This window comes from Lentzea terrae (assembly GCF_003265345.1).
GTDB lineage: Bacteria > Actinomycetota > Actinomycetes > Mycobacteriales > Pseudonocardiaceae > Lentzea > Lentzea terrae.
The window spans coordinates 315,319-338,030 of the sequence record NZ_QFWW01000001.1; the positions used below are offsets into that span (position 1 = coordinate 315,319).

Genomic DNA, 22,712 nt, shown 5'->3' on the forward strand with positions numbered 1-22,712 from the left:
GAGTCTGATGATCTCCGTGCTGCCGACGGTCCTGACCGTCCTGTCGCTGGCGTGCGCCGCCTGGTCGTTGGCACTGATCGCCGCGAACAAACCGCTGCTGCCGTTGACGCGCGCCAAGCAGGGGCTCGTCGGCCTGCTCGCCGTGCTCGAGGTCGGACTGCTCGTGCAGGCGGTCGTGGGTGTCGTGCAGATGCTGGGCATGGACCGGGAGATCGACCGGTTGTCGTTCGTCGGCTACCTCGTCGGGCCGCCGCTGATCCTTCCCGTCGCCGTCGTGTGGTCGGCCGCCGAGCGCACGCGGTGGAGCGCGGGCGTGCTGGCCGTCGCCTGCTTCAGCGTGCCGGTCATGGTCGTGCGCCTCGGCCAGATCTGGGCCGGCCATGCGTGACGCGTCGACCCGGCAGGGACCGGGCCGCATGCTGGTCGCCGTGTACGGCATCTTCGCCGTCGCCGCCACGTCGCGCTCGGCGGTGCAGCTCGCCACCCGCTTCGACCAGGCGCCGGTGGCGTACCTGCTGTCCGCGTTCGCCGCCGTGGTCTACGTCCTCGCCACCGTCGCGCTCGCGCTCGACTCGCGGCGGATCGCGCTCCTCGCGTGCACCGTCGAGCTCGTCGGCGTGGTCGCGGTCGGCGCCGCCGGCCTCGTGGTGCCCCAAGCCTTTCCGGATGCGACCGTGTGGTCGTTCTTCGGCATCGGCTACGGCTTCGTCCCCCTGGTGCTGCCGGTGCTCGGCTTGCTGTGGTTGCGGAGGACCGCGTGATCGGCATGCTCAGCGACTGGTTGTTCACGAGCGCGTTCGGGATCTACATGGCTGCAGCTCTGCTGTGCGCGGCGGAGTGGTCGCTCACCCGCTACTCGGACTCGCCGCCGGCCGCCGCCGTCCGATGTGGACGGCTGGGCGTCGCGCTCACCGTGCTCGGCGCGCTGCTGCACCTCGGTTCGCTCGTGCTCCGAAGTGTTGCCGCACAAAGGGTTCCGTGGGGCAACATGTACGAGTACCTGTCCGCGGTCGGCCTCGTCGTGGTCGTCGCTTGGCTGTACGTGGTGTGGCGGCACGGTCTGCGCCGGCTGTCGTTGTTCGTGATGCTGCCGCTGGCCCTGCTGTTGTTCCTCGCCGGCAACCAGCTCTACGTCGAGGTCGCACCGCTGCAGCCGGCCCTGCGGTCGTACTGGATCGCGATCCACGTGGCGGCGGCCGTGCTGGCCAGTGGTGTCTTCCTGCTGTCCGGCGTCGTCAGCGGGCTGCACCTGTGGACCGCTCACCGTCCGGCGAAACGACTTCCGCCCGCTGACCACCTCGACCGCGTCGCCTACCGCACCGGCACGGTCGGTTTCGCGACGCTCACCTTCGCGATCATCACCGGCGCCGTGTGGGCCGAAGCCGCGTGGGGCCGTTACTGGGGCTGGGACCCGAAGGAGACGGTCGCGTTCGTCTCCTGGGTCTGTTACGCCGCCTACCTGCACGCGCGCGCGACCGCCGGCTGGCGCGGGAAGCCGGCGGCGTGGATCAACGTGATCGGCATGCTCGCCGTGCTGTTCAACCTCTTCTTCGTCAACCTCGTTGTGTCCGGCCTGCACTCCTACGCGGGCACCGGCTGATCGCGAGCTCAGCGTCCCGTCAAGTGCGCCAGGGTGGTCTCCGCGAGCCGGGCCTCGACCACCACCGGATCACCGGCGGTGGCCTGGCGAAACCGTTGCGACGCCACCAAGGACAGCAACCACCAGGCGGCGGCCTCGGTGTCGAGGTCCGCCCGCAGCTCGCCGTCCGCGCGCCCGCGGTCGAGCAACGCGGTGATCGCGACGGCGAACCGTTGCACGGCGTTGCGGGAAGCGGCTTCGATCTCGGCTTCACCGGTGATGGTGGACGCGTCGGCGAAGATCGCGCCCACGGTGCCCGCGCTGTGCACGTGCCGCAGGTGCTCGGGATCGAGCATCGTCTTGAGCAGGCCGGACACCGGCAGGGTCGTGGTCGTGAGGCGTTCGACCATGCGGCAGACGTGGTCGGCGGCGCGGTCCACGACCGCGGCGAACAGGCTCGCCTTGGTGCCGAAGTTCTGGAACACCACGGGTTCGCTCACGCCGACCTTGCGGGCGACCACCGAGGTCTTGCCCCGGAGGTAGCCGACTTCGGCGAACACCTCGGTCGCCGCCGCCAGGATCGACTCGCGCCGTTCCTGGGCTGGCATCCGGGTTCGACGGGCCTGTTGTTCGGTCACGGAAGCATCCTAGACAACCTTACTTAGTCGCGACTAAGCTCGCCGACACTTCTTAGTCGCGACTAAGTTAGGACGTCCGTTGCACAGAACACGCCTGCACGGCAAGACACCTGACGGCGCCCCTGGCGCGATCACCCACGCGTTCGCCTACGAACTGTTCTCCGCGGTGACGTTCACCGGGCGTCGCAGCCGCATCTGGGGCCGCCTCGTCGAACTCGCCGACGTCGCCGCGGGCGACGAGGTGCTCGACGTCGGCTGCGGACCCGGTTTCCTCACCGCACTCGCCGCGCGGGCCGCCTCGCCGGGCGGACGCGCGCTGGGAGTCGACGTGTCCGAACCGATGGTCGCGCAGGCACAGCGGACGCGCGCGAGCGCCGGCTGCTCGTTCCAGCTCGGCAAGGCGGAGGCGCTCGACCTGGCGGATGCGTCGTTCGACGTCGTGCTGTCCAGCCTGGCCGTGCACCACATTCCCGTGGCGGCGCGCGCCGCGGCGTTCGCCGAGATGTTCCGGGTGCTGCGCCCCGGCGGCCGGGTGCTGATCGCGGACTTCCTGCCACCGCGGGGACGTCTGGCCAGGCACCTGGTGGGGACAGTGGCCGGCGAGACGATGCGGGACAACCCGGTCGAGCGAATCGCGCCCATGCTCGGCGACGCCGGATTCGCGGTCCGGTCGACGACGAAGGTCAGCTGGTTCCTGCACTGCGTTCGTGCCGACAAGCCCGGTGGCACGGGCTGAGCGCAGGAGACACCCGGTTCAGGCGACTTCCTCCAGTTCCCCGGGTTCGGCCGCGGCGGCCTGCTTGCGGCGGCGCAGCACGACGATCACGCCGACCACCGCAGCGATGCCCAGCAGCACCCACATCGCCCCGTTGAAGACGGACTCGATGTACTTCGCGGAGGCACCCGCGGCCGAGCCGATGCCGATGTGCAGCGCCGACCAGCACGTCGCGCCCGCGATCGAGGCGGGCAGGAACCGGCGGTACTCCAGCTTCGACGCACCCGCCGCCGCCGGCACCAGGGTCCGCACGACCGGCATGAACCGGGCGACGAACACCGCCCACGCGCCACGCCGGCGCAGCAGGTCGGTCGCCTTGTCCCAGTGTTGCTGCCCCACCTTGCGGACGATCTTGCTGTCGCGCAGCCGGTCGCCGAAGCGGCGGCCCAGGTAGTAGCCGATGCTGTCGCCGGTCACCGCGCACACCGTGACCACCAGCCACATCACCAGGAACCTGGGCACGGTCGTGACCGTCGTCGAGGCCAGCAGCAGGGCGCTCTCCCCCGGTGCCAGGAAGCCCACGCCGAGCGTGCACTCCGCCAGCGTCAACGCGCCAGTCACCGCCAGCACGGCGGGCTGCGGCAGGCCGGCCAGCCCTTCGAGGGCATCGGTCAAGAAGGCCACGGACTCATCTCCCCAGTAGGACAGCACGGCTTGCTGCCGCACAGTTCATCGGAACGGGTACTGCGCGCACATCGGCCCGTGGTCTGACCCGGTGGTAGACCTTGGGACTAAGGGCGAACCCCGACAGGCTGACGATGGTCATTCTTCGCGCCCGCTCGTGAGCAGCTGCGTCGCGGCGAACTCGGCGTACAGCGGATCACGCCCCACGAGCTCGTCGTGCGTACCGGCGGCACGCACAATTCCGTTGTCCACCACCACGATCCGGTCGGCCTCCGTGACCGTCGACAGCCGGTGGGCCACCACGAGCACGGTCATCGTCTTGGCCGCGGTCATCACCACGTCGCGGATCGCCAGCTCGTTCGCGGCGTCGAGCTGCGAGGTGATCTCGTCGAGCAGCAGCAGGCGCGGGCGGCGGATCAACGCCCTGGCGAGCGCCACCCGCTGCCGTTCGCCGCCGGACAGGAAGTTGCCGCGATGTCCGACCGGCGTGTCCAGGCCGTCCGGCAGCCGGTCGACGAGCGAATCCAGGCGGGCCTGCGTCACGGCGTCGCGGACGTCCTCCTCGGTGGCGTCCGGCCGGCAGTAGAGCAGGTTCTCCCGCAACGTGCCGGACAGCAGCGGTGCGTCCTGTTCGACGTAGCCGATGCCCGCGCGCAGGCCGGCCAGGTCCCAGTCGGCGAGGTCGCGGCCGTCCAGCAGGATTCGTCCCGCCGACGGCTCGTAGAACCGTTCGAGCAACGCGAAGAGCGTGGACTTCCCGGCGCCGGAAGGACCGACGAACGCGGTCAGGCCGGTCGCGGGGATCTCGAGGCTCACTCCGCGCAGGACCTCCGGCAGCTCCGGGCCGTACCGGAACCTCACCTCGTCGAAGACCAGGGCGGCCCCGTCAGTGCTCGGCTGCGGGCCGGTCGTGCCGGTGAACTCGGCGGGCATCTCCTCGACCTCGGCCAGCCGCCGCACCGCCGCCAGCCCGATCTGCAGCCTGCTGCCCGCGTGCAGCAGCTCACCGATCGGCTCGGTCAGGTAGAACAGGAACAGCAGGAACGCGACCAAAGTGGACAGTTGCATCGCGCCGGTCGTGACCCGCGCGCCACCGATGCCGAGGACGACGAGGAAGGCCGCCTGGACCGCCAGCGTGTTGGACCCGTGCACCACCGACTCCCACCGCGCGGAACGCACACCGGCGCGCCACGCGTCCTCGGTGCCTCGTTCGATCGCGGCGATCTCCCTGGTCTCCGCGCCGGCCGCCTTGACCGTGCGGAAGGCACCGAGCACGCGCTCCATCCGCGCACCCGTCTCGCCGACGGCGACCTGGGCCGCGCGGGACGCCCTCTCGATCATCGGCATACCGGCACCCGCGATCAGGCCGACCAGCAGGAGCACGGCCAGCGTGACGCCGAACAGGACGAGGTCGAGCGCGCCCATCATCACGACCATGACGACGGACGTCACCGAGCCGGTGACCAGTGCGACGAGCGCGTTGGTGCACACCTCGCGCAGCAACGTCGTGTCGCTGGTGAAGCGGGACAGCAGGTCGCCCGGTTCGGACCGCTGCACGGAGGGCACGCGCAACGAGAGCAACCGCCTGGTCAGCCGGTTCCTGGCCACCAGCACGACCGACTCCCCGGCCCGTTCGAGCAGGTAGCCGCCGACCATCGCGATCGCGGCGCCGGCGAGCGCCAGGCCGATCAGCAGCGTCAGCAGCCCGGTGATCGAGTCGCCGGTGCCGAGCCGGTCCACGAGCGCCTTCGCGGCGAGCGGCTGCGCGGCCGCGGCCAGCCCGCCGAGCAGGACGAACAACCCTCCGAACAGGACAGTGCGCCGGTGTGGTTTCACGTACCCCAGCAGCATTCGCCAGGCTGGGCGGTCGATCGAGGGGCGCACGGTGGCACAGCTCCGCAGTCAGTCGTCGGTCAACGGTCACCGTCGATCCTCCGTGCCGCACCACCGCCGGCGGCACCGCAGAACCGGCTGGTCGTGGCCGTCGGGTGGCTGGTCATCACCAGCCACCCGACGGGTGCGTTTGCGTTCGGACGCGCCTGAGGCCACAGTTCGTGGTCATGGACGAGGTTCTGCAGCACCGGATCGAGACGACGTTCGACCACTACGACGTCAACGGCAACGGCGTCATCGAGCTCGCGGACCTCTACGCGCTCGCCAACCGGCTGCTGCTGGCCTTCGGTGAGCCCGCGTCCTCGGAGCGCGGCCGGGAGCTCATCGAGACGTCCGACCGGTTCTGGGAGACGCTGGTCGAGCACTGCGACGCCGACCGCGACGGCCGGATCACCCTTCCCGAGTACCGCGCGGCGATGGCGGCGGTGTTCGTCGACGTCGACGAGTTCGACGACATGTTCCTCGAGGTCTCCGAGTCGTTGCTGGCGCTCGCGGACACGAACGGCGACGGCCGCGTCGAGCCGGCCGAGTTCCAGGTGCTGCTGCAGGCCCGCGGCCTTTCCGAGGCCGAGTGCGAGATCGCGTTCGCGCACCTGGACACCGACGGCGACGGCTCGATCAGCCTGCAGGAGTACGTGGACGCGGTGCACGAGTACTACACGAACCCCACCGCGGGCACGCCGGGCAGCTGGCTGTACCCGCGGTCGATGCAACTGAGCTGAACAGAAGATGGCAGCGCTGTTCCCCCCGAACGGCGCCGCCATCTTCTCCCCCGGATCGTGGATCCCCCTCGTCCACGACGCAGAGCTTGCCAGGGCGAACCTGAAGGGACGCTGAACGATCCTGAACCGGATTTCAGGACTCGATCATGCGCGATGCGGCACCCTGCTCACATGCGCGTGCTCGTGGTGGAGGACGACCCCCGTCTCGCCGACCTGCTGACCCGCGGCCTGACCGCCGAAGGGTTCGCCGTCGACGTGGAGCGCACCGGCACAGACGGGCTGTGGCGGGCCAGGGAACACCCGTACGACGTGATCGTCCTGGACATCATGTTGCCCGGCCTCAACGGTTACCGGGTCTGCCAGGAGCTGCGGGACGCGGGGATCTGGACGCCGATCCTGATGCTCACCGCGAAGGACGGCGAGTTCGACGAGGCCGAGGGCCTGGACACCGGCGCGGACGACTACCTGACCAAGCCGTTCTCGTACGTGGTGCTGGTGGCTCGGCTGCGGGCGCTGGCGCGACGGTCGCGCACCGCGCAGCCGGTGTTGTTGCGGGCAGGGGACCTGGTGCTCGACCCGGTCAGCCGGGAGTGTCATCGGGGCACCACGCGGATCGACCTGAAGGCGAAGGAGTTCTCGGTGCTGAACTTCCTGCTCAGGCACGCGGGCGAGGTCGTCACCAAGTCGGAGATCATCGACGGGGTGTGGGACGCGGCGCAGGACCACGACCCGAACCTCGTCGAGGTGTACATCAGCGCGTTGCGCCGCAAGATCGACACGCCGTTCGACCGGCGGAGCATCACCACGGTGCGCGGTGTCGGCTACCGGTTGGTGGACCGATGAAATCATTGCCGGCCAAAGTAACCGCGCTGGCCACCGTGGTCACCGCGCTCGTGATCGGCGTCGCCGGGATGCTGATGCTGGTGGCGCAACGGCAGCAGATCATCACCCAGACCGCGGACAGCTCGCGCCTGCACTACATGTGTTCCAGCGAGGGATGCTCCCAGCTGGACAGGCAGGTTGCCGTCGCCCCGGACGGGCGGGTTGCCTTCCCCCCGGGATGGGCGCCTGTCCGGTACGCGAGCACCGAGGTGCGGCCGGACCTGTCGCTGTGGCGGTTCGGCGACCTCGGCGAAACGCCGTACCAGCTGACCGGGGAAGGACCGGGCCGCAACAGGGAGGACGCGCAGGCCGTCGCCGCACAGGCACAACGGGAGCTGAACAGCGCGACGCTCGCGATGCTCACCGTGTTCGGCACGGTCGCGGCATTGGTGTCGTGCACGGTGCTGGCCGCGGCCAGCCGGGTGCTGCGGCCGGTGGAGGCGATGCGCGCCGAGGTGGCCGAGATCAACGAGCACAACCTCACCCGGCGCGTGCCGGTGCCGTCGTCCGACGACGAGATCGCGCGGCTGGGCGCCACGTTGAACGAGACGCTCGACCGGATGCACCGCACCGTCGAGGACACCCGCAGGTTCGTCGCGGACGCCTCGCACGAGCTGCGCAGCCCGCTGGCCGCGTTGCGGGCCGAGCTGGAGATCGCGCTGTCGCACCCGCACCTGGCGGACTGGCCCACCGTCGTGAAGGCGGCGCTGGAGGACACCGAACGGCTGCAGGAGCTGACCACGGACCTGTTGCTGCTGGCCAGGTTGGACGCCGACGCACTGGACAAGCAGGACACCGTCGACCTCACCGCCGTGGTGCGGCGGGAGGTCTCCCGCCGCGCGACGGTCACCCTGGAAGCCGACGACAACGTGCTCGTTCCCGGGCGGCGCGCACAGCTGTCCCGGTTGCTCGGCAACCTGCTGGACAACGCCGAACGCCACGCGGGCACCGAAGTCGTGGTGCGCCTGCGCGGCGGGCCTTCCGCGACGCTCGAGGTCATCGACGACGGCCCCGGCATCCCGGAGGCGGACCGCGAACGCGTCTTCGACCGGTTCACCCGGCTCGACGAGGCCCGCACCCGTGCCGCGGGCGGCGCGGGTCTCGGACTGGCGATCGCCCGCCGCATCGCCACCAGGCACCACGGCACGCTGGAGGCCACCGACGCCAGCGGGTTCCGCGGGATCTGTTTCGTGGCAACGCTTCCGACCGGCATCCCGCAACCGAGGAAGGCCACCGCAGGACAGCGGATGGGCGACGAGGTGTGGCAGTTCCTCAACGGCACGATCACCTCGACGCACGGCCACATCCCCGAACCGCGCCCGGTTCCCGCTCCCGATCTCGAGTGGGAGCTCATCTTCGGCGAACACCAACCGGTGCACTGGAAGAACTGACCGGCTAGGTCAACCGTGCCCGCACCGCCGCCAGGACGGCGGGCCAGCGCGCACGATCGGCCTGACAGGCGTTGTACATAACGGAAGCGAGCGCGACGGACGGATCCTCCTCCTGCAGCGCGAGGTTCGCCGCGATCACGTGTGCACGGGTCTCGGCCGCGCGTTCCTCCACCGGCACGGTGTTCCGGCGCGTGACGGCCGCGTTGAGCTGTGCGACGGAGTCCATCGCGCGGTCGAACGGCCGGCCACGTTCCCAACGCAGCTCCAGCACCCGCTGGTACGCCTGCGGCAACGAGAGGCCACCCGGCTCGGTGCCCGCCTGCGACACCACCATTTCCGCCACCGACCGAACGTCGTCCGCGGCGGGCAGCGCCGCCAGCACGTCCGGCGCGTTGACGCCCAGCCAGCTCAGCGGATCGGACTGGCGGAACCGCCAGAGGTCACCGATGACCGAGGCGGGATGCCGGCGTGCGGCCCACTCCGCGGTGAGCCGCACGCCGGAGACCCGTTCCACGAACGCCAGTGCCTCCGCGGTCATGCGGTAGGCATCGGTGAACTCCAGCCCCTCCAGATGCGGCAGCAGGGCGGCAGGCGGCTTCCGGTCGATGACGAAGTCGAACGCCGCGAGCACCTCGCCGTCGCGGGCGAGGCTGATCGCGCTGTCCAGGTTGACGTTCCAGAACGCCGACGCGACGACCGTGCCCGCCGACAACCGTTGCAGCACCGGAGTCATCGTTCCGTGCCAGCCGTTGTTCTCGGCCAGCAGCACCCAGCCGTCCACCTCGTCCGCGACGACGGCCGGCAGTTCGTCCGGGTAGACGCCGGCCGCGCGCTCGCCCACCTCGGCCAGGTCGGCGACCGCCCAGCCCGGGTAGCCGTCGAAGCGTTCGAGTGCCTCGTCGACGGTCAGGCCCTGCACCGCCGTGAGGCAGAACGCGTCCGATGGCAGCAGATCCGCGGACAGCAGCTCGAAGTAGTGATCGACGGCGTCTTCCACGTGCCTGAGGGTAGAGCGTGGGTGCCCGAACGAGCACCCACGCCTGGACTCACGAGAGCGGGTAGTTCACCACCCGCAACGTCGGCGCACTGGAGGGTTCGGTGTGCGTCACGGCGAAGAGCTTCCTGCCGTCGGCCGACCACGCGAGGCTCCGCTGGGTCAGGGTGCCGCTGAACGAGAAGCTGTCGACCGGGCTCGTGGTGCCGAGCTTGAACACGGTGATGTCGTCGCCGGTGGTGTGCACGCCGGTGGCGAGATAGCGGCCGTCAGGTGAGACGGCCACCGCGTTCGGGTAGGTGCCGGTCGGGTAACCGCCGCGGCGGGACAGGTCGGCGGTCGCGAAACCGTCCACCTGGTCGCGAGAACCGGCGGCGGTGAAGAACGTCGTGCCGTCCGGGGTCAGCGACACGTCGGTGAGGTTGCTGCCCGCCACGCCGCCGGACGGGCCCGGCCGCAGCGCGCCGGCGTCCACTGTGTACACGTGCACGGACGACTGGCTGAGCTCCAGCTGTCCGGCCAGCAACGGCCCGGCAGGTGCCGCCGTGACGAACGGGGCCTTCTGGAACCGGGCGTCGCCCTGCTGGTCGAGCGCCAGGGCCGGTGGGGTCGCGCCGGTGTCGAGCTTGCCGATGCGGCCGTTCCACACGTTGTCGCAGCCGTAGCCGAACCACACGTACCGGTCGGTGCGCGTCAAATGCGTCGGGCACGTCTGCGATCCCGTGGCGTACCTGGCCTTCTCCGCGAACGTGACCGTGTCCAGCGCCGAGATCGCGTCACCGGACGCGAGCGCCACGTAGAGCGTCGAGCTGTCCGCGCTCAGCACCATGCCGGACGCGCCGAACTGGTTCGTGATCGTCTTCTTCACGGAACCGGAGAAGTCCGTCACCACCACGGTGTTGTTCGACTCGCCGCCGGTCACGAACAGTCTCTTGTGGACGTTGTCGACGACGAGGCCGCCGAAGTCCGTCAACGGCAGCGCGCCGCTCGCGTGCGCCGCCGGCGCCCCCACCGCGAACGCCAACGCCGCCACGCCACCCACTGCCGCTCTGCGCCACGATCTCATTCCGCTCCCCCATCACTTGCTTGCTTTGCGCGCCTTGCGCTTCTGCTCGATCCACGTGTAACCCACGGTGAGCACCGCCGCGATGGTGATCCACACCCACAACCACGCCCACCACGAGATGACGCTGCCCTGCTGGTCCTTCGGCGTGAACGGGCCGGCGATCAGCATGACGATCACGACGACCAGCGCCATCGAGACCGGTCCCCACCACGGCAGGACCAGGCCGACGAGGATCGGCACCGTGTAGAACAGGCCGATCGCCACCGCGGACGTGAAGTCGGCGCCGAAGATCGCGGCGATCAGGCAGGCGGCGACGAACCCGACGACAATTGCTGCCAGTTGCCTCACGGTGTTACTCCTCCTCGTGGTCACGCAGGTGCGGCGGAACGACGAACCGCGGCCGGCGGAAGGCGGCGACGACAGCCCACAGCACGAACAGCGCCGCGGTCACCAGGCCGATCCCGCCCGCGAGGACGTAGACGGCCTGGCTCCCCACCACGTCGTGCAGCCGGACGGCCAGGTACGTCAGCAGGCCGCCGGTCAGGGCGAGCAGGTGCACCAGGCAGGTCCGCTGCCAGCCGAACATGTACCGGTAGTGCAGCCACGCCCTGCGCAGACCGCTCGCCGCCCGCACCTGTTCAGCCTCCGGCACCTCGCCGCGCCAGGTGCTCGGGACCATCGGCCAGCACAGCACCGCATATCCGCCGAAGAGCACGATGATCCCGAGATCCACCCACGTCACCACGTCACCCCGTTCAGTCCCCGCTCAGCGCGTCACCGAGCCAGCCCTTCTTGCCCTTGTTGGTGACCTCCTCGATCGGCTTCTCAAACTTCTCGACGGCCTTTTCGGCGCCCAGCTGGCCGAGCTGGGAGCCGATGAAAATACCGACCGCGGTACCTCCCGGGCCGAAGAAGGAGCCGAGGAAGCCACCGGCGATCCCGCCGACGATGCCACCGAGCGTTTCGATGCCCGCCTTCGCTCCCGCTTCGAGCGCCGAGTCGCCCTTCGAGTAGTGCTTGCCGAAGCTGATCAGTCCGCCGACAGCGGTCAGTGCCCTGCCCGTCGCCTTGCCGACAGGGCTGTCGGCCAGCTGGGAGATCGCGTTCGCGCCGCGGTTGATCGCCTTGCCCGCCTTGTCGCCCGCGTTCTGCATGGTCCGCGAGATGACCTGGCCTGCGCTGGTCACGCCGCCCTCGATCGCCTCGACGGCCTTGTGGGTCCGTTCGGCGATGTCGAAGCCCTGCTGCGATCCTTCGCTCTGCACCGCGCGTTTCGCCGCGCCCGCGAACTGCTTGAGATCCTCACCGACCTCGCCCGCCTTGTCCGCGGTGGCGCGTGCGGCGTCCTTGACGGCGTTGCCGGCGCTCTGGGCCGCCTTGCCGACGGCCTGGCCGGCCTTGCTCGCCGCCTCGCCCACGGCCTTGCCCGCGTCCTTGACCGCACTGGACGCCTTGGACACCGCGTTCTTGGCCGCGTCGACGGCCTTGTTGACGCCCTCCTTGATCGCGTTGCCGATGGCACCCAGGTCCGGCCAGTGCCCGTCGGTCTCGACGAAGCTGATCGGGTTGCCGCCCGCGAGCGCGTACCGGTTCTGCGTCAACGGGTCCACGGCCAGGCCCAGGTCGGACAACGCGTGCTGGTACTGGTCGCGCTGCAGGAACTGGCCGAGGTCGGGCCCGTAGCGGCGGGCACCCATGTCGTAGGACGCCGAGCCCATCGGCACCGGTGACGTGCCCGACGCCGCCGAACCGGAGTCCATCCGCTTTCCGGTGTAGCGGAACGGGTTGATCGGTGCCTGCTTGTCGGTGTCACCCGTGGTCAGCGACTCCTGGTCGCTCTCCGGCGCGTCCTCACCGCCGTAGGCGTTGTACCCGTAGGACGCCTTCACCTTGCCGGCGTCGCCGATCAGCTGCGACACCGAGCCCTGCACGTCGTAGGAGTAGCTGTACTTGTCCTCCGCACCGGTGCCGTTGTCCTTGTCGGACATGGCGATCCGGTTTCCGTAGTTGTCGTAGGAGAACGACTTGGTCTTCGGCTTGTCGCCGCCGGACTGCTTCTCCTCGGTGATCTGCCTGGTCAGGCCCTGGTAGGTGAAGTCGGTCGTGCGGTCCTTGCCGCCGCCCGCGTGGTCCTCCTTCTCCTTCGTGGTGCGGTCCAGGGCGTCGTAGGTGTAGTCGGTCGTGTCGGTCGGCGTGCCGCCACCGGCGTACTGCCGGGTGTTGAGCAGCCGGTCGAAGCTGTCGTAGGCGTGGTCGGTGACGACGTTCGGCGACGCGGGCGCGCCTCCGCTGCGGCTGCAGTCGTTGCGGTCACCTGCTTCCAGGGTCAGGCAGTCGAGGTTGCCGTAGTTGTCGTACCAGCTCTCGACGCTCGCTCCGCCGATGGAGACCTTGCGCAGCTGGCTGCCCTCGTAGCGGCGGGTGATGTTCTCGCCCTTGGCGTTGTTCTCGGTCGTGACGTTGCCCGACCGGATCGTGTTGTCGCCGTCGAGCTTGTCCGGCTCGTCGAGCTTGAACGTGTCGACCTTGCCTTCCCGCTTCTGGTGGCGCACCAGCTTGTCGCGAGCGTCGTAGGTGTACTTCGCGAGGCACGTCTGCGGTCCGACGCACTGGGTCGCGTTCTTGCCCTCCGCCCGCTTGAGCAGGAACCGGTCGGTGACGCGGTGACCGTTGGCGTAGTTGCCGGCGTCGTCGATGTAACCGACGTCGTGCGACTCGGTGATCTCTCCGGAACCCGTGCGGGTCACCAGGTTGCGCAGCTTGCCGTTGTCGAAGTAGTCCCACGTGGTGGTCTGCTGCTTCGTCCACGTGGCCGGGTCGGCCGAGCAGCCGTCACCGGCGCGGAAGATCTCCCGCTGCCGTTCCCAGCCGTCGCCCCAGAACGTGTTGACGATGCGCTGGTCGCCCTTGCACGCCCCGTCCGTGCCGAGGTCGAGCTGCGAGCTCAGCCAGTCGTTCTCGCCGTAGAACAGCTCGTGCCGCACGGGTGCCTTCGTCTGCGTGCCCGCGTCGTTCTCCTCACCGTTCTCCGCGCGGACCTTGGTGTTGCCGTTCTCGTCGTAGGTGTAGGCGGTGAACTTCCAGGTGGGCTCACCGCGTTTGTGGTGCCGGGTCTTGGCGACCTCGTCGAACCCGGTGAAGCGGGTCTCGGTCTCCGTCGGCTGCTGCTGCTCGGGACTCTCGCTGCCGCGGGCGTCGACCGCCCTGGTCAGGTTGCCGTTCGCGTCGTAGGTGTAGGTGCTCGGCTGGCCGAGGAACTCCTTGCGGGTGCTCAGCTTCCCGTCGTTGAAGTAGGTCCAGTCGACCCGCTTGTTGTTGTCCGGCTGACCAGGAGCGCCCTGCTGGTCCGGCGTGCGCGTCTTCTGCCAGCCCTGCGCGAAGTAGTCCATCCGCACGGTCGTCCCACCGGGATCCTTGGACGTGCGGATCCAGCCGGGGTCGAAGTAGGAGATGAGCGTCTTGGCGCTGTCGCGGACGTCCTGCCGGTTCGCCGTGGTGACCGGTGCGCTCGTCCACAGCATGTTGCCGTTCGGGTCGTAGTCGCGGTGCACGTACTGGCGTTCGGTGTTGTCGGCGCCGTCGAACGGCAGCGACACCTTGACCAGCCGGTTGACCGCGTCGTAGTCGTAGCTGGTGACATACCTGTCGAACGTGCCGTCACGGCCGTCGTCGACACCGCGCGGCGTGATCAGCTGCTTGCGGTTTCCGTTGCGGTCGTAGGAGATCCGCGTCTCGACGTTGCGCCCGGCCGCGCCGTCGAACCGTTCGCGCAGCAGCACCCGCTGGTCGCGCTGGTCGAACTCGAACTCGGTGCGGGTGCTGCGCCCGGCCACGATGTCGCGCTCGTGGCTGGTGAGGTTGCCGTTGCCGTCGTAGCGGTACCGCTGCGCCATGCCGACCGGGTCGGTCTCGCTCAGCAGCTGGTGCGCGGCGTCGTAGGTGTAGAAGGTGGTGAACTTGTTGCCCGTGGCCGGACATGCCACGGACGTGGCCTTGGCCCGCGGCGAGGTGACCGAGACCAGGTCGCCCGCCAGGTCGTAGCACATGTGCGTGAACCGGGCTTCCGCCGTGGTCGCGCCGAACCTGGTCTCCCTGGTCGGCCGGTCGAGCTTGTCGTAGGCGTACGTGGTGGTGTGGTCGTCGGCCACGGTCGCGGACTGGACGCCGAGCGGCATCGTCTGCTTCACCACGCGGCCGGCGGCGTCGTACTCGAACGCCACCCGCTCGCCCTCGGGGTCGACGCTGCGGTCCGGGTTGCCGACCACGAGCGGCCGGTCCATGTTGTCGTAGAACCCGGACGCGACCGGCCCTTCGGTGCCGAGCGACTCGGCGCGGCCGAAGTGCGGGTCCACCCGGCGCACCGGGTTGTCGTTGGCGTCGAACGCGACGCTCGACCACATCAGCTCACCGCGGTCGGTACCGGTCGACTTGGGCGCGCTCTGCCGGTCCAGCCGGTGGAACGGGTCGTAGTCGAAGAACGTGCGGTAGGACCGCTCGTCCGCGCCGGAGTCGCCGGCGTGGTTGGGATCCTGGATCCAGCGCAGCTGCCCGTCGACGTCGTAGCCGAACCGCGTCACCCTGCCCAGCGGGTCGACCACGCGGGCGGGCTGGCCGGACGGGTCGTACTCCGGGTACGTCGTGGGCGCGTTGCCGTTGGCGTCGCGCATCGCGCTGACCGTGCCGGGTGCCGCGGTGCCGGGACCGTTGTAGTCGTAGTCGGTCACCGCGCCGGTCGGGTCGGTCACCTTGTCGACGTTGCCGGTCGCGTCGTAGCTGTACTTCCACTGGAAGTCGCCCGCCGTGGTGGTCGCGACGCCCTTGGGCTTGGTGACGGTTTCCAGCAGCGACAGGTGTCTGCCGGCGTCCTGACCGTCGACCGCACTGTCCACATAGCTCAGTTCGGACCTCTGGTTGAGCTGGTCGGTCTGCGAGGTCAGGTAGCCGTTGGCGTTGTAGGTGTACGAAGTGGACCTGTTGGTCGGCTCGGTCACCTTGGCGACCTTGAAGTCACCGGTCCACTCGACGGTCGTGGTCTGGTTGAGCGCGTTGGTGATCTTCGTGGCCTTGCCGTCGGCGTCGTAGGTGTACTTCGACACCCGCGACTCCGGTGCGAACACCGAGGACGTCTTGTTGGCGAGGTCGTAGTCGAACGAGGTGAGGTGGCCGTTGCGGTTGGCGCGGGTCTGCAGCCGCCACCGCTTCGCCGCGTCCTCCCGCGGGCTGTAGTAGTCGAACGACGTCTCGGCGCCGCGCGGGTCGCGCACGCTGAAGATCCGGGTGGACTGCCCGCGGGTGCGCGGGTCGGGATCGATGCGCTCCTTCGGGTCCGCGATCGCCGGGTCGTCACCGCTGTAGGTGGTGTAGGTGAAGACGAACGACCGGCTGGGCACCGGTTGTCCCGTCGACGACGTGCCGCCTGCCTGCGTGAGCCGCAGCAGGTTGCCGTCCTCGTAGTAGGTGAAGTCCAGTGCGGACCCGCTGTGGTCGGTGATCCGCTGCACCTTGCCGCGCACGTGCGGCTTGCGGATCTCGTCCTTCGTCCAGTAGTCGATCACGAAGCCGCGGCCGCCGGGGTCGACCACCCGCTTGATCCGCTTGCGCGGGCCGCCGGGGTCGTCGAGCAGGGGCGTGTCCTCCAGCTCGAAGACGATCGTGTTGCCGTTGCGGTCGGTCACCGCGGTCGGGTAGCCGTCGTCGTTGAACCAGTAGGTGACCGCGTCCGGCCGGGTCACCGCCCAGCGCCGGTCGGCGGGGTTCGTCCTGATCTCGCGCAGGTACAGGTTGACGCCCGGTGGTTCCGCCCAGTAGGCCTTGCCGTTGCTGTCGGTCTTGCGGTCGAACCGGTGCCGGGTGCCGTCGCCGTCGACGAGCTCGACGCCGCGCGCGAACAGCAGCCCCTCGACCTCCAGCCGTTCGCCGAGCCGGACGAGACCGCTGACCGCCAGCGAGAAGTTGTGGCCTGCCGGGCTCTTCGAGTGGTCCTCGAGCGAGTTGTAGGTGAGGTCGACGGTCGTGGCGAGACCGCGTCCGGGCGCGAAGAACGGCGACCAGCGCAGCAGCACGTTGCCGTTGGCCACGTTGGTCAGCGACGTCATGCCCGCGCCGAGGTCCTCGGACTCGTAGTGCCAGAACCGTTCCAGGCCGAGCATGTCCCGCGCGTCCTTGGCGATCGTCACCGGGTGGACGAGCGCCTCGTTGCCCATGGCGGAGAACCAGCTGTCGGCCGCGGTGTCGAACAGGTCGACGCGGAACTCGAACTTGCCGGTGTCCGCGCCGGGCGGCAGCTTCGGCGGGTGCACGGTGATCGGCAGCTGCACGGTCTGGCCGGGTGCGACCTCGGCGGGCAACGACACGTCGGCCGGCTGTTCCAGCAGCACTGCGCCGTTGTCGGCGAGCCACCGGTACCAGACGCTGACCTCGCTGCCGTCCCACTTCTGCTTGCTCTCGTTGGTCACCGAGACCGTGGCGCAGTGCGCGGCCGACGGGCACTCGGAGGCGCGGTGCGGCTGGGACGGTGGCAGCATCGCGCCGGGCGAGGACCGCACCGATCTGCCGAGGCTGCCGCCGCCGATGCCGTTCTCGTCGGGCGGTGCGCCGTACGGATCCTGTTGCGGCACACCGGCCGTGGTGTTCTGCGCCATGATCGGCGGCGCGTCGTCGTCCGCGGTCGCCGGGTCGTTGAGGGTGACCTTCGCGCGGTGCAGGTCCAGGGTGTCGTTGTCCAGCACGACCTTCTTCAGCGGCGACAACACGCCGAGCCGGCCGTCCTGCGCCACGAGCCGCGTGGTGATCTCGTGCGGCCCGTCCTCCCACGTGTGCATGGGGTCGAGGCTGTTCCACGTGCCCTGGCACTCGCCGCCGTCGGGCACCTGGCCGCAGTTGTTGGTGGAGGCGACGACCGTGCCGTCGACGAGGATCTGCATGACGTCGACCGGTGCTCGTTCACCGCCGCCCCAGTCGAGTCCGTGCACGGCCACCTGGCCGCGCACCGTCGTGTTGTCCCTCGGCTCGTAGGTGTCGAGCATGACGTTGTACGGCTTGCGCGCGGTGACCTTGCTCGGCGGCGACGTCGACGTGTTGCCCGCGTCGTCGGTCGCCGTCGCGGTGACCGTCCGCACGCCCTCCGCCAGCTGTGCTTTCGCCTCGTACGGCGCGGTGTTGTCGGTGCCGACGACCTTGCCGTCGACCAGGAAGTCGACCTTGGTGACCTTCGCGTCGTCACCGGCCTGCGCGCGCAACGTGTGCTCGCCCATGTCGGTGGCGCTGTCCGGCTCCGGCGAGGTGACGACGACCAGCGGCGCCCGCGCGGGCGTGCCGTCGGCGAAGGTGACCTCGAGCGTCGGGCGCTCGGCTGCGTCGTCGGAGGCGTAGTCGAGCCACGCTGCGCCACTCGCCGGCACTGTCTCGTCGGCGGCCTTGATCAGCAGGCCGTGGTTGGGCACGTCACCGCGCACCCACCGGCCGACCTCGGCCGCCAGGTTGACGGCGTCCTTTCCCGCGGTGGTGCGGGACTTCGCCGCGATGGTCGCGAGCGCGGCGGGGTCGTTGTCGGTGCCGTCGTTGCTCCAGCGCACGCCGCCCTGGGTCTCGAGCCAGCTGGCGCCCGACCCGTCGCACGAGCCGGGATAGGCTGCCCTGCCTTCGTTCCACGCCCTCGTGACGCGGTGCACGTTCATCGGACGAACTGTCGCGGTGGTGCCGGAGTACGACAACGTCATGGTGGCGTTGGTGATCGTCGCGCCGATGGGGATGTCCCGCACGTCGAACCGCACGAGCCCGCGGTGCACCACACCGTCCGTGGCGGCACCGACCCGCACCTGCTGCGCCCCGCCGTAGTTGTTCCAGTCGTAGCAACCCTGCGGAGACGTCGTGTCCTTCGTGACGTAGGTGGCGGCGCCCGACCCTTCGGCAGCGTTCACCACCAGCTTGCTCTGGCCGGGTGCCGTCGTGGTCACCGCGATCTCGTTGGACACGGCGGTCCCGGTGACCACGCGGTACCGGAACGTCTTGTTCGGTGCCGCCGTGGTGTCGGCCCACTGGATCGTGTCCCGGTCGCCGATCGTCGTGACCAGCGTCGTCGCGCTCGGCGTGAAGCCCGCCGCCGCGGATCTGTGGACCTGGTAGTTGGTGAAACCTTCACCCTCGGCTCTGGTCCATCTCAGCTGTGCCCCGTTCGACCGCACGAGCTGCGGCGTGAGCAAAGTGGACGGTCCAGGCGCGGCTTTCGCCACCGGTGCGACGGCGCTCAAGCTGCCCGTGACGAGCACGAGCGCGAACACCAACAAGATCAGCGAACGTAATCTGGACAGCACAAATCCGGCCGACCCCACGGCAACCCCCAATTGACGCACTCCCAACGCCCCACAGTTGGTGAGTGAGAAACCCCAGGTGGCCACTATCGACCCGGCTGATCAGCACCGGGGCCCGCCAGATGGCGTACTGGTCGGCGCAGACAGAGCACACAAATCGGGTTTGGGTTTCGAAACGGCGGCCGGACCTGCACTGATCCGGTTTGCCTGCGCTGTCCTGTGCGTCCGGTTCCACTCGTTCGGCCTAAACGCCCTCGTTCGGGACCACGAGAAACGTGACAGTTCGTGGCCAAAACAGGCGACGCGGGCTCAATTCGAACTGCGAGATCGCCTGCGACTGCGACCATGATCCGCCAGTCCGCGGAAGGGGAGTACAGGTGCGGCCGCAGCGGGTGTTCATCTCGTACGCGCACGAGTCGGACGCGCACAGCGACCAGGTCCGTTCGCTGTGGCACTTCCTGCGCTCCAACGGGATCGACGCGAAGCTCGACCGCTCGGCCGCCGGGCAACGGCAGGACTGGGCGCTGTGGATGGCCGACGAGATCCGGCACGCCGACCGCGTACTGGTGGTGGCGTCGGCGGCCTACCGGGCACGGGCGGAGGGCCGCAGCACGCCGGGCGCGGGGCGCGGGGTGCAGTGGGAGGCCCGGCTCATCCGGGACGCGTTCTACGCCGACCCGTGCGGGCTGGAGCGGTTCGTGCCCGTCGTGCTGCCCGACCAGTCCGTGGCCGGAGTACCCGACTTCCTCGCTCCCGCGACAGCCACCGTGTACCACGTCAGCCGGTTCACCTTGGCGGGGGCCGAGGAGTTGTTGCGGCTCTTGACCGACCAGCCGGCCGAGGTCGAGCCGGTCCTGGGCAACGTGCCAGTGTTCCGGCGGGCACGCCCGTTGCCGGAGTCACTGCCGCCCCTCCCCCGACCCACGCTCCGGCGGGCCGACGCACCGTCCGGCAGCAAGGTGTTCCGCATCGTCAGCGGGCATCTCCGCGACCGTCGCGTGCGGACGGTTCTCCGCGACGGAGTCCAAGCGGGGGTTGAGTCCGAGCTCGGCCCTGGGTTATCTGCCAGGCAGCTCATGGCACTGCGGCGCTACCTCGTATCGCCCGACTTCGAGGAGATCGAGCTTCAAGTCTTGCTCTGGCGACTCTTCGACCACAAGGCCGAGGAGATCAACACGGCGCTGCGCATCGAGATCATGCACGGGCTTCGGCACCACGTCGGACTGTTCGGGTGGACCAGAGACGTCGGGGCGTTCACAGTCCTCAACGTGCTGGTCAACTGCATGGAAGTGACCATCGCGGAACTTCCGCTCCCCGTAGTGACCAGCGAGGTCGCCACGTGGCTCGGCCACCTGGCGACCAAGTCCATCACGAGCAACACCAGGCTGCTCGGCGAGATGAACAACATGGTCGAGGTGCACGCCTTCGCCGAGCGGATGCGAGCGAGGATCACCTCGATGCACGCGGTCATGCGGCTGCCGCACCTGCGCGTCACCGGCATGAGCGCGTCGGTCGCGTACGACGATCTCTACGTCACGCCGACACTTGAAGGTGCCACGGCCAGCGACCAGATCGGCGGACGATCCGTCATACTCGGCGACCCGGGTGCGGGCAAGTCGACCATGATGGCCAAGCTCGCCTGGGAGATCGCCGGCGACGACAGTGAACGGGTGCCGTTCCTGTTGATCCTGCGCAACGTCGCGACCTCGCTGCGCGAAGGCGGGCGCGGGCTCGTCGCCTACCTCGAAGCGCTGTGCCGCGAGCCGTACAACGTGGAGCCTCCGGTCAGAGCGGTGGAGTACCTGCTGCGCAACGGCAGGGCGGTCGTGCTGCTCGACGGTGTGGACGAGCTCGTCGACCCGGACCTGCGGGACAGGTTCGCCCGTCTCGTCGAGTCCTTCGCCGACGAGTACCCGTCGGTGCCGATCATCGTGACCGCACGGAAGGTCGGCTACGAGACCGCGGCGCTGAACCCCAAGCAGTTCGACGTCGGTGTCATCAAGGAGTTCGACGACGACCAGGTCACCACCTACGTCCGGCGGTGGTTCGCCCTGGACGCCAACACCTCCGAGCACGACCGGGCCGCGCTCGCCGACACGTTCCTCCAGCACGGCGACACGGTCGGCGAACTGCGCAGCAACCCGTTGCTGCTCGCGTTGCTGTGTTCGATGTACGCCAGCGAGCACTACCTGCCCACCAACCTCGCGCAGGTCTACGAGAAGTGCGCGTTGATGCTCTTCGAGCAATGGGACCAGATGCGCGGGGTGCCACTGCCCGCGAGGTTCGAAGGCAGGCTGCGCGGGGCGGTGGGGTACCTCGCGTGGACACAGCTGACGGCCAAGGACGACATGAGCACCTCGTGGCCACGCCGGAAGATCATGTCCGTGCTGATGAAGTACCTGGAGGCCAAGGGGTTCGACCACGACGAAGCCGAGGAGCACGCCGCCGCGTTCGTCGACTTCTGCACCGGTCGCCCGTGGGTGCTGAGCGACAGCGGGTCCGACTGCGGCCAGCCGACCTACGGGTTCACCCACCGGACCTTCCTCGAGTTCTTCGCCGCCGACTACCTGGTGCGCAGCAACAAGACCGCCGAGTCGCTGTGGCTCGCGATCCACTGTCACAGCCGCGATGTCCGGTGGGGCCCCGTCGCACGCATCGCGCTCCAGCTCTACGACCAGAAGCACGACGACGGCGCAAGCGAACTGCTCCAGCACATCACCGCGGAGGACCATCCGCTGGCCCTCGAGTTCAGCGTGGACGCGCTCCGGCACGTGCAGCCCACACCGGGGATCATTCGCCGGATCATCAGCGTCGAGCTGCACGCCGCCGCGACCACGGGCCCCTGGGACGAGACAACGTGGAGCTCCGAGTTCGCGCGGCGGCACCGCTCGGTCGTGCAGGAACGTCTGACCACACTCCTGCGCACCGCGTCTCCCGCCAACCAGAGCATCGTGCGCAGGTCGATCCTCGTCCTGCTCAACGACTTCGTGGACAGCGGCGTGCACCGCCGGATGGCCGAGCATCTGCTCGAAGTGCTCGGCCGTGAGCTCGGCGTCTGACCTACGGCGTCTCGAGCACGCGTTCCCGCGACAGGGGGTTGCCGCAGCCGGGGCATCCGGAGGTGCCAATTGAGAAATCGCCGGGGTCGGTTCCCTCGATTCCATGCCGCTCGGACTCGAACGTCCTAAATAGAGCTCCGGCCACGCCTACGCCGATCGGCCGTCGCCGTGATCCAGGCAGGTGAATTAAGTTGCAGGTGTGACCGGGCAGGGGGAACCGCACTTACCGCGTTTGTTCACACCGAGCGTCGCCGTGCTGCTCGGCTACGTCCTGCTGGTCGGCAACCCGTGGCTGAACCGGGACCTCCAGATCGCGCTGTCCGACGCCGAGTCGGCCTTTCGCGTCGCGGGCGTGCTGCTCTCCTATCCGAGCTGGCACGTGGACGTCGATCGGGTCGGGCCGTTCCTGTTCTGGTACGCGAACGTGCGGGCGCTGCTGTTCGTGGCGCTGGCAGTCGCCGGGCTGGCCAGGGTGCCGCGCTGGGTCAGCGAGAAGGAAGGCGCGGGTCTGTTCGTCATCACCGTCGGGCTGACGACGCTCAGCGCGATGATCGCAGGGCTGGGTTCCTCGGTGATCGCGGTGAGTCTGCTCGACTCGCGGGAGACCATGCCCTACGTCGGACTCGGCCAGCCCGAGGAGTTCTTCCTCGGTCAGGTCGGCGCGTCGGCCACGTTCGGCGTGCTGTTCGGGCTGGTGCTCGGCGCCGTCGTGGTCATGCAGCGCCGGGCGCCCGCCGGTGCGAAACGCCGGGTCAACACACCGAAGTCGTTCTGGTGAAG

General features: G+C 69.3%; 17 protein-coding genes. 9 read left to right on the forward strand and 8 right to left on the reverse strand.

The features are described 5' to 3' along the window. The first annotated feature begins 7 nt into the window (after positions 1 to 7). From DI276_RS01420 to ccsB, 3 genes are read left to right on the forward strand one after another with little or no spacing between them, the layout of a single operon-like run. Positions 8 to 388 carry a hypothetical protein gene (locus DI276_RS01420; protein WP_112261403.1) on the forward strand — a complete coding sequence of 127 codons (381 nt, stop codon included), beginning with the start codon at positions 8 to 10 and terminating at the stop codon, positions 386 to 388. Next, positions 381 to 761: a hypothetical protein gene (locus tag DI276_RS01425; protein WP_112261404.1), complete on the forward strand. Its 381-nt coding sequence runs from the start codon at positions 381 to 383 to the stop codon at positions 759 to 761. The genes DI276_RS01420 and DI276_RS01425 overlap by 8 nt, the downstream gene beginning before the upstream one ends. 5 nt (positions 762 to 766) lie before the next feature. After that, entirely contained in the window at positions 767 to 1,600 is an 834-nt protein-coding gene (gene ccsB, locus DI276_RS01430; protein WP_112261726.1) for a c-type cytochrome biogenesis protein CcsB, read from the forward strand. 8 nt (positions 1,601 to 1,608) lie between these two features. On the opposite strand, the gene DI276_RS01435 is transcribed toward ccsB, so the two are convergent. Beyond that, the gene (locus DI276_RS01435) at positions 1,609 to 2,217 is read right to left on the reverse strand and encodes a TetR/AcrR family transcriptional regulator (protein WP_232836375.1); all 609 of its coding nucleotides are present in this window, start codon (positions 2,215 to 2,217) and stop codon (positions 1,609 to 1,611) included. 79 nt (positions 2,218 to 2,296) lie between these two features. Between DI276_RS01435 and DI276_RS01440 the strand changes: the two genes are divergently transcribed. Next, complete coding sequence (locus DI276_RS01440) at positions 2,297 to 2,953, forward strand: class I SAM-dependent methyltransferase (RefSeq protein WP_232836376.1); 657 nt, start codon at positions 2,297 to 2,299, stop codon at positions 2,951 to 2,953. Between the two features lie 18 nt (positions 2,954 to 2,971). On the opposite strand, the gene DI276_RS01445 is transcribed toward DI276_RS01440, so the two are convergent. Both DI276_RS01445 and DI276_RS01450 read right to left on the reverse strand, forming a co-directional pair. Further along, positions 2,972 to 3,616 (reverse strand): DedA family protein, encoded by a 645-nt coding sequence (locus DI276_RS01445; RefSeq protein WP_112261728.1) that lies wholly within the window; start codon positions 3,614 to 3,616, stop codon positions 2,972 to 2,974. Between the two features lie 138 nt (positions 3,617 to 3,754). Beyond that, positions 3,755 to 5,500 (reverse strand): ABC transporter ATP-binding protein, encoded by a 1,746-nt coding sequence (locus DI276_RS01450; protein WP_232836377.1) that lies wholly within the window; start codon positions 5,498 to 5,500, stop codon positions 3,755 to 3,757. Between the two features lie 176 nt (positions 5,501 to 5,676). Between DI276_RS01450 and DI276_RS01455 the strand changes: the two genes are divergently transcribed. The 3 genes from DI276_RS01455 to DI276_RS01465 all read left to right on the forward strand — a co-directional run bounded on the left by DI276_RS01455 (position 5,677) and on the right by DI276_RS01465 (position 8,504). After that, a complete protein-coding gene (locus tag DI276_RS01455) occupies positions 5,677 to 6,231 on the forward strand; it encodes an EF-hand domain-containing protein (RefSeq protein WP_112261407.1) in 555 nt (184 codons plus the stop codon). Between the two features lie 171 nt (positions 6,232 to 6,402). Beyond that, complete coding sequence (locus DI276_RS01460) at positions 6,403 to 7,074, forward strand: response regulator (RefSeq protein ID WP_112261408.1); 672 nt, start codon at positions 6,403 to 6,405, stop codon at positions 7,072 to 7,074. Continuing rightward, the gene (locus DI276_RS01465; RefSeq protein ID WP_112261409.1) at positions 7,071 to 8,504 is read left to right on the forward strand and encodes a sensor histidine kinase; all 1,434 of its coding nucleotides are present in this window, start codon (positions 7,071 to 7,073) and stop codon (positions 8,502 to 8,504) included. The genes DI276_RS01460 and DI276_RS01465 overlap by 4 nt, the downstream gene beginning before the upstream one ends. Before the next feature lie 4 nt (positions 8,505 to 8,508). Here DI276_RS01465 and DI276_RS01470 read toward each other — a convergent pair whose 3' ends face one another. Genes DI276_RS01470 through DI276_RS01490 form a run of 5 tightly spaced genes read right to left on the reverse strand, consistent with a single transcriptional unit; the run spans position 8,509 to position 18,843 of the window. Continuing rightward, positions 8,509 to 9,501, reverse strand: a complete 993-nt coding sequence (locus DI276_RS01470) for a DUF6461 domain-containing protein (RefSeq protein WP_112261410.1) — start codon at positions 9,499 to 9,501, stop codon at positions 8,509 to 8,511. A gap of 49 nt (positions 9,502 to 9,550) precedes the next feature. Beyond that, positions 9,551 to 10,564, reverse strand: a complete 1,014-nt coding sequence (locus DI276_RS01475) for a hypothetical protein (RefSeq protein WP_157984449.1) — start codon at positions 10,562 to 10,564, stop codon at positions 9,551 to 9,553. A gap of 12 nt (positions 10,565 to 10,576) precedes the next feature. Then, entirely contained in the window at positions 10,577 to 10,912 is a 336-nt protein-coding gene (locus DI276_RS01480) for a hypothetical protein (RefSeq protein WP_112261412.1), read from the reverse strand. Positions 10,913 to 10,916: 4 nt separating this feature from the next. After that, entirely contained in the window at positions 10,917 to 11,306 is a 390-nt protein-coding gene (locus tag DI276_RS01485) for a hypothetical protein (RefSeq protein WP_157984450.1), read from the reverse strand. Between the two features lie 13 nt (positions 11,307 to 11,319). After that, positions 11,320 to 18,843: a DNRLRE domain-containing protein gene (locus DI276_RS01490; protein ID WP_112261414.1), complete on the reverse strand. Its 7,524-nt coding sequence runs from the start codon at positions 18,841 to 18,843 to the stop codon at positions 11,320 to 11,322. A gap of 407 nt (positions 18,844 to 19,250) precedes the next feature. Here DI276_RS01490 and DI276_RS01495 point away from each other — a divergent pair, with 407 nt between their 5' ends. Both DI276_RS01495 and DI276_RS01500 read left to right on the forward strand, forming a co-directional pair. Beyond that, complete coding sequence (locus tag DI276_RS01495) at positions 19,251 to 21,932, forward strand: NACHT domain-containing protein (protein WP_198680396.1); 2,682 nt, start codon at positions 19,251 to 19,253, stop codon at positions 21,930 to 21,932. 199 nt (positions 21,933 to 22,131) lie between these two features. Further along, positions 22,132 to 22,710, forward strand: coding sequence for a hypothetical protein (locus DI276_RS01500; RefSeq protein WP_157984452.1), 579 nt, complete (start codon positions 22,132 to 22,134; stop codon positions 22,708 to 22,710). The last annotated feature ends 2 nt before the right edge of the window (positions 22,711 to 22,712 follow it).

Excerpts from the sequence above, each read along its gene's own strand:
- DI276_RS01420 (WP_112261403.1), top strand. The coding sequence starts at position 8 with ATGATCTCCGTGCTGCCGACGGTCCTGACCGTCCTGTCGCTGGCGTGC.
- DI276_RS01425 (WP_112261404.1), top strand. The coding sequence starts at position 381 with ATGCGTGACGCGTCGACCCGGCAGGGACCGGGCCGCATGCTGGTCGCC.
- ccsB (WP_112261726.1), top strand. The coding sequence starts at position 767 with ATGCTCAGCGACTGGTTGTTCACGAGCGCGTTCGGGATCTACATGGCT.
- DI276_RS01455 (WP_112261407.1), top strand. The coding sequence starts at position 5,677 with ATGGACGAGGTTCTGCAGCACCGGATCGAGACGACGTTCGACCACTAC.
- DI276_RS01460 (WP_112261408.1), top strand. The coding sequence starts at position 6,403 with ATGCGCGTGCTCGTGGTGGAGGACGACCCCCGTCTCGCCGACCTGCTG.
- DI276_RS01465 (WP_112261409.1), top strand. The coding sequence starts at position 7,071 with ATGAAATCATTGCCGGCCAAAGTAACCGCGCTGGCCACCGTGGTCACC.
- DI276_RS01475 (WP_157984449.1), bottom strand. The coding sequence starts at position 10,564 with ATGAGATCGTGGCGCAGAGCGGCAGTGGGTGGCGTGGCGGCGTTGGCG.